Source organism: Pollutimonas sp. M17 (genome assembly GCF_025836975.1).
In the GTDB taxonomy this organism is placed as follows: domain Bacteria; phylum Pseudomonadota; class Gammaproteobacteria; order Burkholderiales; family Burkholderiaceae_B.
In genome coordinates, this window is the sequence record NZ_CP107548.1 from 1660810 (window position 1) to 1675495 (window position 14686).

Here is a 14686-nt window from a genome sequence, read left to right on the forward strand (position 1 = left end):
GCTCCGTGTGCGGAAGGCCTGCGCGGCGAAAGGGGCGGCCGCGCAGGAAGCCGGTTATTTATTGGATTTGAGTGCCGACTGGATGAGTTCGGGCCCGATCTCGCCTTCGAATTTCTTCCAGACCGGTTCCATGGCCTTGCGCCAGGCGGCGACGTCTTCCTTGCTGAGCTCTTGAACCTTGGCCTTGTTGGCTTCGATGATGCGCTTGCGGTCGCGCTCGTTCAGCTCGGCGGCCATATTGTTGGCATACGTGGTGGCTTCTTCCATGGCCTGTTCCAGGCCTTTGCGCACGTCGGCGGGCAGGCCATCCCACCATTTGGCGTTGGTGACCACCATGTAGTCGATTACGCCGTGATTGGTGTTGGCGATGGTTTTCTGGACTTCATGGAATTTCTGGGAATAGATGTTGGACCAGGTGTTTTCCTGGCCGTCGACCACGCCTGTCTGGAGGGCTTGATAGACCTCGCTGAACGCCAGCTTCTGCGGATTGGCGCCCAGCTGGCGGAATTGCGCTTCAAGGACGTCGGATGCCTGTATGCGGAATTTCAGTCCCTTGACGTCTTCGGGCCGGGTGAGCTTGTCGCGGTTGGTGGACAGCTGCTTCATGCCGTTGTGCCAATAGGCCATGCCTTTCAAGCCGCGATTGGTCATGGAGTTCAGCAAAGCCTTGCCGTCCGCGCTGTGCTGGAAGCGGTCCACGGCATCCATGTCGTCGAACAGGAAGGGCAGATCGAAGAGCTGCACCTTTTTGGTGTAGCGGTCGAATTTCGACAGCGACGGAGCGATGAACTGCACGTCGCCCAGCAGGACGGCTTCCATTTCCTTGGCATCGCCGAACAGCTGCGAGTTGGGGAACACCTGAACCTTGACTTTGCCCGGAAGCAGTTTTTCGGCGACTTCCTTGAACTTGATGGCACCCTGGCCCTTGGGCGTGGCATCGGCCACGACGTGGCTGAACTTGATGGTGATGGGCTGTTGAGCTAGAGAACTTGCTGAAAACGACAGGGCGACGCTGCTGCCCAAGACGATGAAAATTCGGGATACGACTTTCTTCATTGGGTTGTCTCCATTGTTTTGATGTCGCTCGAGCTGGCCGACTACCCATCACTGTACTTAGCTGTCCGCGCAGTGTCAAAGCTTATTCTTTCAGGGTTTTTCATAGTGTGGCGCGGCAGTCGGGCCGGGTGGACGGAACGCCGCGAGCGGCGCCTGCCCTCAAGCCGGCTGGGCGTAGCCGACCAGGGCAGTCTGGGGCGAGGGCAGAAAACCCAGCCGGCGCTCGCCGCCGTGCGCCGGCTGCGCGGCCGGCGCGTCATCATCCGCATCGGCCGGGCCATCGTCGGCCAATGTGAAATGCGAGAGTGTCGCCAGCAGGCCGTCGGCCTGTTGCTGCTGCATCACCGTGGCGCTGGATGCTTCCAGCACCATGGCCAGGTTTTGCTGGGTGATGTGGTCCAGGTGGCTGACCGCCCGCGTGACCTCTTCGATGCCGCTGGCCTGCTCGCTGGAGGCATTGGCGATTTCGGACATGATGTCTTCCACCTTCTGGACCGAGGCCACGATTTCGTTCATGGCCTGGCCCGCGCCGTCCACCAGGCTGGCGCCGGCATCCAGTTGCGAGACGGTCCGGACGATCAGCTTCTCGATATCCCTGGAGGCTTCGGATGAGCGCAAGGCCAGGTTGCGCACCTCGGCGGCGACGACGGCGAAGCCCTTGCCGTGTTCGCCGGCCCGCGCGGCTTCGACCGCCGCATTGAGCGCCAGTATATTGGTCTGGAAGGCAATGTTCTTGATGAGTGCCGTGATGTCGGCGACCTTGCGCGAGTCCTGGCGCACCTGCCGCATGGTGTGGACGGCGTCCTGGACGGTCCGGCTGCCGTGCGCGGCACAGGCATTGGCCTGGGCGGCCAGGTTCTTCGACACCGCGGTGTTGTCCGCATTCTGCTTGACGGTGGCCGCCAGCTGCTCCATGGCCGCCGCGGTCTGCTGCAGATTGGCGGCCTGTTCGTTGCTGCGCTGCGACAGGTCCAGGTTGCCGCCGGAAATATGATGCGATGCCGAAGCGATCTGCACCGAACGGTCGCGCACCTCCTGCACCGCATGGCGCAGCCCCTGTCCTATGCCGTTCAGCGCTTCCAGCAATTTGCCCAGTTCGTCGCGGCGTGGCACGTCCACGTGGGCGCTCAAGTCGCCGCCGGCCAGGCGCTGCGCCAGGTGGACGCCCTGGTCCAAAGGGCGTTTGATGGACGTGTACAGACCCCATAGCGCCAGCGCGCTGCACAGCAGCAGGGCGGCGATGGCCGTCACGGCGATCCAGTAGGCTTTCCGGCTGGCGGCGCTGGCCTGTTCCACATTGCGCGCAAAGCGTTGCGCCTGCATGGTGTCGAACTCATCGATCGTGCGCGCGATGCCGGCGGCTGCTTCGGCATACTGCTGGCCGAATATCATGACCTTGGCCATCAGCGCATTGGGCAGGGCGACCTTGATCCCGCCCTGGCCATCGTCGAACTGGCCGCTGGCCGTGCTGATGGCTTCCTTTTCCGTCAGACCCAATTCCGTGATCTGCGCATGGGCCGATTCCAGCTTGGCCATTTCGTCCGCCATAAAGCCGGCATTCCGGAATCGCTCCAGCATGGCTTGCTGCACGCCGCGTTCGTCGGGCGCCTTGCCGTTCAGCACGGCCGTCAGGTGCTTGTAGCTTTCCTGGAACTCGGGCTGTTCGCTGGCCACGAAGGCCATGACGTTGCGCGTCATGGCTTGCGTCAGGCTCTTGTACGCGGTGGCCAGCTCGGTGGCCTGGTAGCGGCGCTGCTCGATCGTTTTCAGGTGTTCTATGCTGCCGGTCAGGTTGCGCAGCGCGCTGAGCACCAGGATGGACAGCAGGATGAGAATGGCCAGAAAAATGAAGAAGCTTTTTTTCAGAGTGAAGAGATTTCTCATGTGCGCTGCGTCTGCCGAAATGAGTGAGTGTCGTCGCGGACCGGCGCATTTTCCGCCGGTCATGGGGATGTGGTGCGCATATATCCATCTATGCACCAGGAATTATTGCAATGCATCATTACAGGCATGTGTCACGCATGTGGAAGGCGAAGCGAGGCTTGGTATAGTGGCGGATGCCATGACCGGCTTTCGCCAGAGTAAGGTTCGATCCTTGAGATTCATCCACGCCGCCGACATCCATCTTGACAGCCCCTTGACGGGCCTGAGCGCTTACGCCGATGCGCCGGTGGACAGGCTGCGCACCGCCACGCGCGATGCCTTTGCGCGGCTAATAGGGCTGGCCATCGACGAAGGCGTGGATTTCATGATCATTGCGGGCGACCTGTACGACGGCAACTGGAAGGATCACAACACCGGCCTGTACTTTGCCGGCCAGATGGGGCGGCTGAAGCGGGCGGGGATTCCGGTCTATCTTCTGTACGGCAATCACGATGCCGAAAGCCAGATGACCCGCAAGCTGCAGCTGCCCGACAATGTGTTCGTATTCGATACGCGCAAGGCGTCGACCTTCATACACGAAGGCTTGAACCTTGCGCTGCACGGGCGCGGGTTCAAGGTGGCCGCCACCACCGAAAACCTGGTTGCGACCTATCCGGATCCGGTTCCCGGAAAATTCAATATCGGCGTCCTGCACACCGCCCTGGAAGGCAATGCCATGCATGCCAGCTATGCGCCATGCTCGCTGGACGAACTGCATGCCAAGGGCTATCAATATTGGGCGTTGGGCCATGTCCACGAATACAGCCTTTGGCGCGGCGACTCGGTCGTGGTCTTCCCCGGCAACCTGCAAGGGCGCAACATACGCGAGACCGGTCCGCGCGGCGCCGTGCTGGTCGAGTGCGATGACGTGGGGAATGTGGCGGTCGAGCGCGTACTGGTCGACGTGCTGCGCTGGGCGCGGCTGGATGTGGATGCGTCGGCTTGCCGGTCGTTCACCGATGTCGGGCGCGCGATTGGAAGCGCGCTGGAAGGCCTGGCGCAGGGCGGCGATGAAGCCTTGCCGCTGGCCGTGCGTGTAACGGTAAGCGGCAGCACGCCGGCGCACGGCGCGCTGTTCGGCCTGGAGAGCCAGTTGCGGGCCGAGGTGCTGGCCCATGTGGCGGCGTTGGGCCACGAGCGCCTGTGGCTGGAGAAGGTGAAGATCGAAACCCGTGCCGTGACGCAGCCGGAAACCGGGGACGATCGCGCCGATGCGCTGGCCGACCTGCGGGTGCTGCTGGAAGCGGCCGAGAACGACACGCAATTCCTTGAAAGCCTGCAAGCAGGCTTGATGGGGCTGGTGGGCAAGGCGCCGCAGGAACTGCAGTCCAGCGTGCCCTGGTTTGCGGAAGTCAGGGCCGGAGACCTGGCGCCGCTGCTGCGTGAGATCGGACCCGCGCTGATGGCGCACCTGGAACAGGCGGAGTAGGGCGTCATGCGATTCAGCCGCTTCGACCTTCTACGCTACGGGAAATTCACCGACAGGCGTATTGAATTCCCGCGGGCGCCGCGCGATTTCCATCTGATCGTGGGGGCCAACGAAGCCGGGAAGTCCACCGTGCGCAGCGCCATCCTGGATCTGCTCTTCGGCTTTCCCATGCGTACGGCGCTGGATTTCCTGCACGCGAAAGCCGATATGCGGCTGGGAGCGGCCATACAGGGCGACAATGGCGACCTGGAATTCATCCGTCTGAAGGCCAACAAGAACACATTGCGCGATCCCGAAGGAAACACGCTTGCCGACACGATTCTGGATGCCTGGATGGGCCATGTCGGCCGGGGCTTCTTCGACAAGATGTTCGGCCTGGACCACCCTCGCTTGGTGGAGGGCGGCAACAGCATATTGAATGCCCAGGATGATGTCGGGCAGATACTGTTCCAGTCGGCCGCGGGGGTGGCCAGCCTGGGCGGGGTGCGGGACGCGCTGGAAGAAGAAGCGGGCAGTCTTTGGGCTCCCGTCAAGTCAAGCAAAAGAACCTATTACGCCGCGCGGGACGGCCTGGATGCCGCAAGCGCCGCGCTGAAAGCGGCAACAGTGCAGACGAAAGAGTGGGCGGAGGCCAATGAGCGCGTGCAATCGCTGGCTGCCGGCCTGGAGCGGCAGCGCGAGCAGCAGGCGGCCCGGCAGGGCGAGCGCAGCCGCCTGGAACGCATCCGGCGCATGGCGCCCATCATGCTGGCGCTGCGCGAGTATGAGGGCCGGTTGGCGGAACTGGAGCCCGTGGTCCAGTTCCCCGCCGACGCCGCCCGGATGCTTGCCGAGGTCGAGCAGGACCGGGTCCTGACCCAGCATGGCCTGGGCTTGCACCGCGCAGAAGCCGAGCGCCTGGAAAGCCTGCTCGAGGCCATATGCATCGATGACGCGACATTGAACCAGGCCGACGCGGTCGAGGCGCTGGAAAGCCTGCGCCATCAATATGGCGGCCATGCGGCGGATATGGAGCGCAGCCAGGGACAGGCCGCGCTGCTTTGGCGGGAGATCCGGTCTGCAGCCGATGAACTGGGATGGCGAACGGAGCCCGGGCGCGAAGGCGCGGCAGGCGATGGAGCCGTGGTCGAGGACGAGGCGCTGCGGACCTTGCAGGCTCGCCTGCCGGGCTTGCCGACCCGCACGCAACTCGAACAATTGCTGCGTGATTACGGCGCCATCACTATGGCGCTGGATAACGCGAGAGCGGCGGAAAGCGGCCGGCAGGCCGAACTGCGTGCGCTGGAGGCCAAGCTGGAAGGGGCGTCCGGCCACCAGATCAGTCCAGCGCTGCGCGCCGCGCTGGAGGCCGCTCAGGCACGGGGCGATCTGGATGCCGCCCTGCGCAAGGCGAGGGCAGTGGCGGACGGGTCGCAGGCAGCCCTGGATCACGCCATGGCGCGCCTGGGTGCGCAGCCGCCTTCCTTGCACGTTCTCAGAACCGCTGGTTTTCCATCCCGCCAGGCGGTTGCGGCCTGGATATCTGAACGGCAAGGCCTGGTTCAGGACCTGAAATCGGCCCGGCTGCGTTGCGAAGAGCTGGCGGGGTCGGTCGAACTCAGGTCGCTGGAGGCGCAGCAGTACCGGCAGCGGCATAGCCCGACGACCTGGGACGAGGTGGCCGGAGCGCGCCTGCGGCGCGACGCGTCGTGGCGGGAAATCCGATCGGGCCGGTTGACGCCCAACGACGGCGCGGACCGGTTCGAGGACGAGCTGCGGGCGGCGGACCAGCTTGCCGATGCGCGGCACGACAAGGCGCGCGAGGCGGCCCAATTGCAGAACCTGCAAGAGCTGTTGCAGCAGGAGAAGCATAAGCTGGAGGATGCGCATGCGCGGCACGCGGCCTGCCGGCAGGCGGTGGAGGACTTTGATGCACGATGGTCGGACACGCGCGATCGCCTCGGGCTCGCAGGCATGCCGCTGGACGAGCTGCCGGAGTGGCTGGCGCGCAAGGACGAGGTATTGGAAGCCGCCCGGGCGTTGGATGAGGCCGGGCGCGAAGTCCAGGCACTTTGCGACGAACTGAACGACATGTGCGGGGCGCTGCGCCAGACTTTGGCGGCGCTTCCGGACGGCGCGCCCGCGACGGCCGGCGGAGACAGCCTGGCTTCCTTGCGTGCGCAAGCCGGGGCGTATGTGCGGGAAGCCGACCTGGCGCATGCACGGCGCGATGCATGGACGGCGCAGGCGGCCGAGTCCCGGCCCATCTTGTTGGCCGCGCGGCAGACGGTGGAAGCCGCTCAAGCGAGGCTGGATGCCTGGCAGAGGGCGTGGGCGGCCGCGCTGGCCCAGGCGGGGCTCGACGGCGCGATGAGTACGGGCGCGGCGCAGGGCGCATTGACGCTGCTCGGACTTCTGGCCGACAGGCTGGGGCAGTTGCACCGGCTCCGCGCCGAGTGTGCGGCCTTGCAAGCCGATCTGGATGATTTCCTGGCGCAGGCCACACGGCTGGCGCAGGCGGCCGGCCTGGGGCAGTCCGCCGCCGGCATCGACGGCGCGTTCGAGCTGAGCCAGGCTCTGGCGCAGCGTCTGTCCAGGGCACGCCAGGCCAGGGACAAGGCGGCCGAGCTGAAGCGGGCCCTGGAGGCGGAACGCGTGCAGATCCGCCAGGCAGAGCAGTCCCTGGCGGAATTGCAGGCACGCTTGCAGCCTATGATGGAACGGGCCGGGGTGGCCGAAACCCGGCTGCTGGAACCGGCCATCGCGCGTTCGGACCGCCATCGCGCGCTTGCGGAGCAACTGCGGGCCATGCAGGCGCGCCTGCTGGCCGAGGGCGATGGCTATGACCGGGAACGCCTGCAGGCGGAAATCGACACGGCCGACATACCGGCGCTGCCGGCCCGGCTGGCCGCTCTCGAGGCCGAGATTGGGCAAGGGGCCGAGCAGCAGAACGCCCTGGCCGTGGAACTGGCCGAGGCGCGGCGCGAACTGGAGGCCATGGCGGGGGCCGACGCCGCGGCCCGGGCCGAAGCGCAGCGGCAGGAGGCTTTGGCGCGGATGTCCGATGCGGCCGAGCGCTATATAAAGGTCTATACGGCTTCGCGCTTGCTGCGCTGGTCCATAGACCGCTACCGCGAAGAAAAGCAAGGTCCCATGCTGGGCCGGGCCAGCGCCATTTTTGCGCAGTTGACCTTGAATTCCTTCGAGCGCCTGAGGGTGGACTTCGACAAGAACCCCATGGTGCTGGAAGGGCAGCGTCCGGACGGCCATCTGGTGGGGATTGCCGGCATGAGCGACGGCACGCGGGATCAGCTCTACCTCGCCCTGCGCCTGGCAGCGCTGGAGCTGCATTTGCGCCAGGCCCCCGCCTTGCCTTTCATTGCCGACGACCTGTTCATCAATTACGACGATGCGCGCGCCGAAGCGGGCTTGCGGGCGCTGGCCGGGCTGTCCGAGCATACACAGGTCATATTCCTCAGCCACCATCATCACCTGACGGCGCTGGCGCGCCGCGTTTTCGGCGACGGGCTGAACGTGGTGAGCCTGGACTGACGCCTTTTCAGCGTTGGCGGTCCTGAGCCAGCAAATCGTCGCCGATGCCCCGCCGTTCGCGCATGGCGCGGCCGATTTGCGTGATGGCGTCGTCGCCCAGCAGGCGCGCGGCCATCGGCAGGAGCTCGTCCTCTTCGCGCTTCATGTGGCGTTCGTACAGGCCGATGAAGGCCTCGACCTCGTCTTCGGGCAGCAGAACGGGCCGGCCTTCGCTGACGTCGGACAAGACGGGACGCAGGCGCCGCCAGCTCGCTTCCAGCTTGCGGTGATCGGCGCTCAGGCCGTCGGTAAGCTCACGTATGCAGACGGCGTCGGACCCCGCCATGGATTCGATCAGGGCGGGAAACAGATCGACCTCTTCGTCGGCGTGGTGCTGGAGGGCGGAGGTGTCGAAGTAGCGCGCGATGGCTGTGGCGGCCGCTCGCGCCTGCTCGTCGCTGCCGTGCTGGCGCAGGTGCGGCGCAAGCCGCTTCAAGGTGGAGCACTGGCGCTCGATGCGGTGATGGCAGGCCGCGAGCATTTCGAGCGGTGCCTCGGTGCTTGCCGCCGGACCGGAAAAGCCGGGAAATTCGATTGCCATGTTCTTGCCCTGGTTCTGGATATGAGGGGATGCTGCCGCTTGCCGTTATTATTATTGGTGAAATGCAACCCCCCTTGCAAGGACAGAAAAAGGAGGCTCCATGCCGCAACCCGATCATGTATCCGCCCTGGGCGCGCCCGATGCGGCTTCGCTGGACGAGGACATCCAGCAAGTGTTCAGCAAATGCGTGGACAAACTGGGTTTCGTGCCCAATGTCCTGGCCGCCTACAGCCTGCGGCCGAACAAGTTGCGCAATTTCATGGCGATGTACAACGAGTTGATGCTGGCGCCTTCGGGCCTGAGCAAGCTGGAGCGCGAAATGATCGCGGTGGTGGTGTCCAGCGCCAACCATTGCTATTACTGCCTGGTCGCCCATGGCCAGGCGGTGCGCGCGCTGTCGGGCGATCCGCAGTTGGGCGAGATGATGGTCATGAATTACCGCGTGGCGCCGCTGGACCCGCGCCAGCGCGCCATGCTGGACTTCGCCTGGAAGCTGACCAAGATGCCCGAGCAGGTCACCGAGGAAGATAGGCAGGCCTTGCGTTCCGCGGGATTGTCGACCGAGGACATCTTCGACCTGGCCGACACCGTGGCTTTTTACAACATGTCCAACCGCATGGCCATCGGCACGGACATGATCCCGAACCCCGAATATCACGGGATGAACCGCCCCGAGCCTTTCCTGCCGCCCCGCAGGGAATAGAAGGCTTTCTATATTTCCTGAAGGCATAAGTAAAGACGATAAAAATTCTTGTTGGGCATTAGAACGCTCGTTACAGTTCGATATAACCAATTGGTGAATCGAACTGTTATGAAGCTGTCTTTCAAGAATATAGAAAAGGAATTCTCTGGCCTGCGCGTCATCGAGAATTTCAGCCGCGATATCGACGATGGCGAACTCGTGGCGCTGGTGGGCCCCTCGGGCTGCGGCAAGTCGACCCTGCTGCATATTGCCGCGGGCCTGGAAAAACCCAGCGCGGGCGACATCCTTGCCGATGGCCGGACCATAGAAGGCCCGCACCCCGAGCGCACGCTCATGTTCCAGGAAAACGCGCTGTATCCCTGGCTGACCCTGGCCCAGAACGTGGCCCTGGCGCTGGAGTTCCAGAAGACGGACAAGCAGAAGGCCTTGAACCAGGCGCGCGAATGGCTGGCCAAGGTCAATCTGGCGGGCTTCGAAAACTATTATCCGCACCAGGTGTCGGGCGGCATGCGCCAGCGCGCCGCCCTGGCGCGAGCGTTCATTTCGCACCCCAAGGCGCTGTTGCTGGACGAGCCTTTCGGCGCGCTCGACGCGCTGACCCGCATGACCTTGCAGGATGCCTTGCGCACGCTGATACGCGAGGCCGGCCCCACGGTTCTGCTGGTCACCCACGATGTCGACGAAGCCTTGTTCCTGGCCGACCGCATTCTTGTTTTCAGCCCCCGGCCGGCCACGGTCCTGAAGGAATTCGAGCTGTCGCATCACGAAAAAACGCACGACTTGTCCGAGTTCGCAGCGATGCGGCGAGAAATTTTAGGCCTGCTTGGAATCCACGCCGAACAGGATCAAGTCATAGAAACACCCCTATTAGAGGAAGTCGAAGCATGAAATTGTCACGTTTGCTGCTGCCGGTACTGGCGGCGTTCGCTTTGTCGGGTACGGCCGCGGCCGCCGAGAAGTTCAAGGTCGGCTATCTGCGCGTCATGGACGACGCCCAGGCGATCGCCGCGTACGAGGGCGGCTTCTACAAGAAGCATGGCCTGGATGTTGAACTGGTCGAGTTCAAGTCGGGCACCGACCTGATCAAGGCCATCGTCGGCGGTCAGCTGGACACCGGCGTGCTGGGTTTCACCAATGCGGCATCCTGGTCGTCCAAGGGCGCCGACCTCAAGGTGGTGGGCGGCGCCCAGCACGGCTTTCACGCCATCGTCGTGCGCGACGATACGGGCATCAAGGATGTGGCCGGCCTGAAAGGCCACACCCTGGCTTCGCAGAAGGAAGGCAGCACCGCCGATACGGTCCTGAAGGGCGTGGTGCTGAAGGATGCCGGCCTGAAGCCGGATGAACTGTCCATCATGGGCGTGAGCCCGCAGGTGGCTGTGCAGTCGCTGGTGGGCAAGCGGGTCGACGCCGCCTTCCTGTTCGAGCCTCAGGCGCGCATCGCCCAGCTGATTGCGCCGGTCACGCAAATCTATGAAGTCGGCCAGGTGTGGCCCTTCCCCTGCATGGTGGTCATCACCTCGGGCGACACGCTCAAGAAGCGCAAGGACGATGTCTGGAAATCGCTGGACGCGCAGCGCGATGCCATCGACCTGCTGCAGAACAAGCCGGAAGAGGGCGCCAAGCTGATCGCGAGCTATTTCATCGCCGAGCCCTCGCTCAAGACGCTCAAGCACGGCGAACTGCCTCGCGAGGACATCATCCGCGATGCCATCAAGAGCCAGACTTTCAGCCCGATCCTGACCGACAAGGAACTGGCGCGCATGCAGGAAATCGCCGACATCATGCAGGAGCAGGGCTCGCTGAAGACGCGCGATGGCAATGCCTTCGACGTCAGCAAGATCATCGACCTGGAATGGCAGAAGACGCGCAAGCTATAAAATAGCGCCGGCTTGCCCCCGGGGGGCAAGCGCGCCTCTCGCCTGCTTTCAGCTGTTTTGCGAGATCCCATCTTTTCAAAGGTGGCCGGCACCGACCGGCCACTCTGTTTTGAGCCTACATGAGCACCCAGATTCGTATTTCCGGTTTTAGAAAGAAGCTCGCCATGGTCGTGGCGGTGCTGTCCATTTTGCTGTTCTGGCAGGTCGCCGCCTGGTTTCTGCCTGATTTCCTGATGCCGGACGTGCCCAGGGTGTTCCAGCGGCTCTGGAACGACGTCCAGACTTCGGACTTTCGCGCAAGCCTGTCGGGCAGCCTGGTCCGCCTTGGGTTCGGATACGGAGCGGCATTGCTCTTCGGCGTGGGCTTCGGCCTGATCGGCGGGGTGCTGTTCTTTTTCCGCGAGGTTCTGAAGTCGGCCATCATCATCCTGCAATCGATTCCGTCGATCGCCTGGGTGCCCCTGTTCCTGATCATGATGGGCTTCGGCAACATGCCCATCATCGTGGTCATTGCACTGGCGGCGTTTTTCCCCGCGGCGCTTTCCGTCATGAATGCGACGGAAAGCGTATTGAACGTGCATGTGTCGGCCGCGCGGGTCATGGGGGCCAGCCGCTGGGACATGCTCAAGCGCGTCTACCTGCCCGCCGTGATGCCCGAACTCATCACCGGAGCCCAACTCGCCTTCGGCAACGCCTGGCGCGCCTTGATTTCAGCTGAAATGCTGATCGGCTTCGGCCAGGGCCTGGGACGTTCGCTGGCCTACGCCGGTGAGACCGCCGACATGATGGGGGTGATGGCCAATATCCTGACCATCGCCATTCTGGCGACCTTGATCGACCAGGTCATCCTGGAAAACCTCAAGCGCCGCCTTTTGCGCTACCAGTACGTTTAGGACGGGACTTGTCATCATGAATACGGGAAGCCGGGGCAGCGTGTCGGGGTCAGCGTGCTGGTTCGCGGCGCTGCTGCTGGGTGCGGGCTCGGCCTGGGGCGCCAGCGCGGCCAGCGCGGCGGACCAGGGCGGGGCGGCCAAAAGCCTGGTGGTGGGCATGCATTATGTCGTGCCGCCTTTCGTGGGCGGATCCAAGGTCCGCACGCCGGAAGCCATCGATACCGCGCTGGCCGAAGACCTGGCGGCCAAGCTGGATGCCGACTTGCGCACGGTGCCCATGGCCGTCCCGGGCAGTGGCAATCAGGCCGGGCGGCTCGCTCTCAAGGCGGATGTTGCGCTGGCCGCCATCGGCCCCGGTCAGGTCCCGCCGCCGTCTTTTACCGCTGTGCCCACCGGCTACACCGCGCGCCCCATGGCCATCATGCGCACGGACACCGACATCAAGGCCTGGGACCAACTGAAGGGACGGACGGTCTGCCTGTCGGAGGGCGGCCTGTATGTGGGGGACATGGCGCGGCGGTACGGCGCCATTGAGATCATATTCAAGGCGCCCGCCGATTCCCTGCTGGCGCTGCGCACGGGCGGATGCGACGCCGCGGTGCACGACGATGTGATGTTGAAGGAATTGCTGAAGCTGCCCGAGTGGAAGAAGTTTTCCGCCAGCCTGCCGCCGGGGCCGGCCGCGCCGCTGGCCTTCATCGTCCCCGAGGACGATGCCGCCACCGTGTCCCTGTTGAAGAAGCTGGTGCTTGAATGGAAGCGCAAGAAGCACCTGGCGGATCTGACGCGCACCCGGGTGCGCGATATCGCCTTCGAAGTCTATCTGGACCAGGTGGTTGCCGATTGCCACTGAGTTTTCTTGCCCGCCATGGATTCTTGCGATAATGCTGCAATGCACGAACCTGTTTTGAGATAGATAATGAGAACGATAGGATTGCTTGGCGGCATGAGCTGGGAGAGCACGGCGGATTATTACCGCGAAATCAACCAGGGCATCAAGAAGGCGCTTGGCGGATTGCATTCCGCCAAACTGGTGCTTTACAGCGTGGATTTCGAAACCATAGAGAAGCTGCAGCATGCGGGCGATTGGAAGGGCGCCGAAGCCGTCCTGGTCAAGGCGGCAAAGCGCATCGAGGCGGCCGGCGCCGATTTTCTGCTGATCTGCACCAACACCATGCACAAGCTGGCCGACCCGATAGAGCAGGCCATCTGCATCCCCTTGCTGCACATCGCCGATGCCACGGCCGAGGCATTGCTGGAGCATGGCATCAAGAGCGTGGGCCTGCTGGGCACGGCGTTCACCATGGAACAGGATTTCTACAAGGGGCGGCTGGAGCAGAAATATGGCCTTGAAGTGCTGGTGCCCGACGCGCCCGACCGCAAGATCGTACACGACGTGATCTATCAGGAGCTTTGCCTGGGCAAGGTCGTTCCGGAATCCAGGGCACAGTATTTGCGCATCATCGATGCGCTGGCGGCCCGGGGCGCGCAGGCGGTGATACTGGGCTGCACGGAAATCGGCCTGCTGGTGAAGCAGGCCGACAGTTCCGTCATGCTGTTCGACACCACGCTGATCCATGCCGGGGCGGCGGTCGAACGGGCCATCTGATCGCAGGCGCCGGCGGCGCGCCCATCGCCTATAGGGTGGAGTCCGCCGCGGCGGGGTCGCAGCTGCGCGTGCCCTGCGAATCGGCCTGGGTCACGTGGGCGCCCGCCGGCACGTCGTCGATCAGCCAGACGTTCCCGCCTATGGTGCATCCGCGTCCCAGCGTCACCCGGCCCAATATGGTGGCGCCCGCGTAGATGACCACATCGTCCTCCACGATGGGGTGGCGGGGCAGGCCCTTTTCGAGCTTGCCGTTCGAATCCGTGGGAAAACGCTTGGCGCCCAGGGTGACGGCCTGGTAGATGCGCACGCGCTGGCCGATGATGGCCGTTTCGCCGATGACCACGCCCGTGCCGTGGTCGATGAAGAAGCTGGGGCCGATCTGGGCGCCGGGGTGGATGTCGATGCCGGTCTGGGAATGGGCCAGCTCGGAGGACATGCGGGCCAGCAGAGGCAGATCCAGCTTGTAGAACTGGTGCGCCACGCGGTGGTGGATCATGGCCAGCACACCCGGATAGCACAGCAGGACTTCATCGACGCTGCGCGCGGCGGGATCGCCCTGGAAGGCGGCCAGCACGTCGGCGTCGAGCTGGCGGCGGATTTCGGGCAGCGAGCCGGCAAAGGACTGCACCGCCGCGATGGCCTTTTCCTCGATCTCATCGTCGTTGCGATGCTCGTGGCGCCGCTGATAGCGCATTTCCAGCCGGACCTGATTCAGCAGGGCATGCAGGGCCGAGTCCAGGGTGTGGCCGACATAGAAGTCTTCGCTTTCCTGGCGCAGATCCAGCGGACCCAGGCGCATGGGGAACAACACGCCTTTAAGGTCGTCCAGGATATGCGAAATGGCTTGCGGCGATGGGAACTCGCGTCCGCCGGGCTCGCGCGAGCGTTTCTGGGACGCGCGCCAGTCCTGCCGGACGGCGTTCAGGTCTTGGACTATGGGATGGATATCGAAAACGGCCATGTAGAGTCTTGCTCCGGTTTGGAGATCGGCGCCGCCGGCGATGCCCGGGCTGTACAAGCTGGTATATGCTGGCATGAACCCAGGGTTGCGGCAGGCGCAGGGAAAAGAACAGGGGAAACAG

The 14686-nt window shown here is 64.0% G+C and carries 12 protein-coding genes; 8 read left to right on the forward strand and 4 right to left on the reverse strand.

Annotated features, from left to right (window positions below; all coding sequences use genetic code 11):
* Positions 1-54: 54 nt before the first annotated feature.
* The gene (locus tag OEG81_RS07920; RefSeq protein WP_264132177.1) at positions 55-1056 is read right to left on the reverse strand and encodes a TRAP transporter substrate-binding protein; all 1002 of its coding nucleotides are present in this window, start codon (positions 1054-1056) and stop codon (positions 55-57) included.
* Between the two features lie 159 nt (positions 1057-1215).
* Positions 1216-2940 carry a methyl-accepting chemotaxis protein gene (locus OEG81_RS07925; RefSeq protein ID WP_264132178.1) on the reverse strand — a complete coding sequence of 575 codons (1725 nt, stop codon included), beginning with the start codon at positions 2938-2940 and terminating at the stop codon, positions 1216-1218.
* A 211-nt stretch (positions 2941-3151) separates the two neighbouring features.
* Between OEG81_RS07925 and OEG81_RS07930 the strand changes: the two genes are divergently transcribed.
* Entirely contained in the window at positions 3152-4408 is a 1257-nt protein-coding gene (locus tag OEG81_RS07930; protein WP_264132179.1) for a metallophosphoesterase family protein, read from the forward strand.
* Between the two features lie 6 nt (positions 4409-4414).
* The gene (locus OEG81_RS07935; RefSeq protein WP_264132180.1) at positions 4415-7939 is read left to right on the forward strand and encodes an ATP-binding protein; all 3525 of its coding nucleotides are present in this window, start codon (positions 4415-4417) and stop codon (positions 7937-7939) included.
* A gap of 7 nt (positions 7940-7946) precedes the next feature.
* Here OEG81_RS07935 and OEG81_RS07940 read toward each other — a convergent pair whose 3' ends face one another.
* Complete coding sequence (locus tag OEG81_RS07940; protein ID WP_264132181.1) at positions 7947-8519, reverse strand: hemerythrin domain-containing protein; 573 nt, start codon at positions 8517-8519, stop codon at positions 7947-7949.
* Positions 8520-8619: 100 nt separating this feature from the next.
* Here OEG81_RS07940 and OEG81_RS07945 point away from each other — a divergent pair, with 100 nt between their 5' ends.
* The 6 genes from OEG81_RS07945 to OEG81_RS07970 all read left to right on the forward strand — a co-directional run bounded on the left by OEG81_RS07945 (position 8620) and on the right by OEG81_RS07970 (position 13604).
* Complete coding sequence (locus tag OEG81_RS07945) at positions 8620-9222, forward strand: peroxidase-related enzyme (protein WP_264132182.1); 603 nt, start codon at positions 8620-8622, stop codon at positions 9220-9222.
* 108 nt (positions 9223-9330) lie between these two features.
* On the forward strand, positions 9331-10110 hold the full coding sequence (locus tag OEG81_RS07950; protein WP_264132183.1) for an ABC transporter ATP-binding protein: 780 nt from the start codon (positions 9331-9333) through the stop codon (positions 10108-10110).
* The gene (locus OEG81_RS07955) at positions 10107-11102 is read left to right on the forward strand and encodes an ABC transporter substrate-binding protein (protein ID WP_264132184.1); all 996 of its coding nucleotides are present in this window, start codon (positions 10107-10109) and stop codon (positions 11100-11102) included. The genes OEG81_RS07950 and OEG81_RS07955 overlap by 4 nt, the downstream gene beginning before the upstream one ends.
* A gap of 119 nt (positions 11103-11221) precedes the next feature.
* On the forward strand, positions 11222-11995 hold the full coding sequence (locus OEG81_RS07960) for an ABC transporter permease (RefSeq protein ID WP_264132185.1): 774 nt from the start codon (positions 11222-11224) through the stop codon (positions 11993-11995).
* Between the two features lie 16 nt (positions 11996-12011).
* Positions 12012-12848, forward strand: coding sequence for a transporter substrate-binding domain-containing protein (locus tag OEG81_RS07965; RefSeq protein ID WP_264132186.1), 837 nt, complete (start codon positions 12012-12014; stop codon positions 12846-12848).
* A 66-nt stretch (positions 12849-12914) separates the two neighbouring features.
* A complete protein-coding gene (locus tag OEG81_RS07970; RefSeq protein ID WP_264132187.1) occupies positions 12915-13604 on the forward strand; it encodes an aspartate/glutamate racemase family protein in 690 nt (229 codons plus the stop codon).
* 28 nt (positions 13605-13632) lie between these two features.
* Here the strand turns inward: OEG81_RS07970 and epsC are convergent, their stop codons facing one another.
* Complete coding sequence (gene epsC / locus OEG81_RS07975) at positions 13633-14565, reverse strand: serine O-acetyltransferase EpsC (RefSeq protein WP_264132188.1); 933 nt, start codon at positions 14563-14565, stop codon at positions 13633-13635.
* Between the last annotated feature and the right edge of the window lie 121 nt (positions 14566-14686).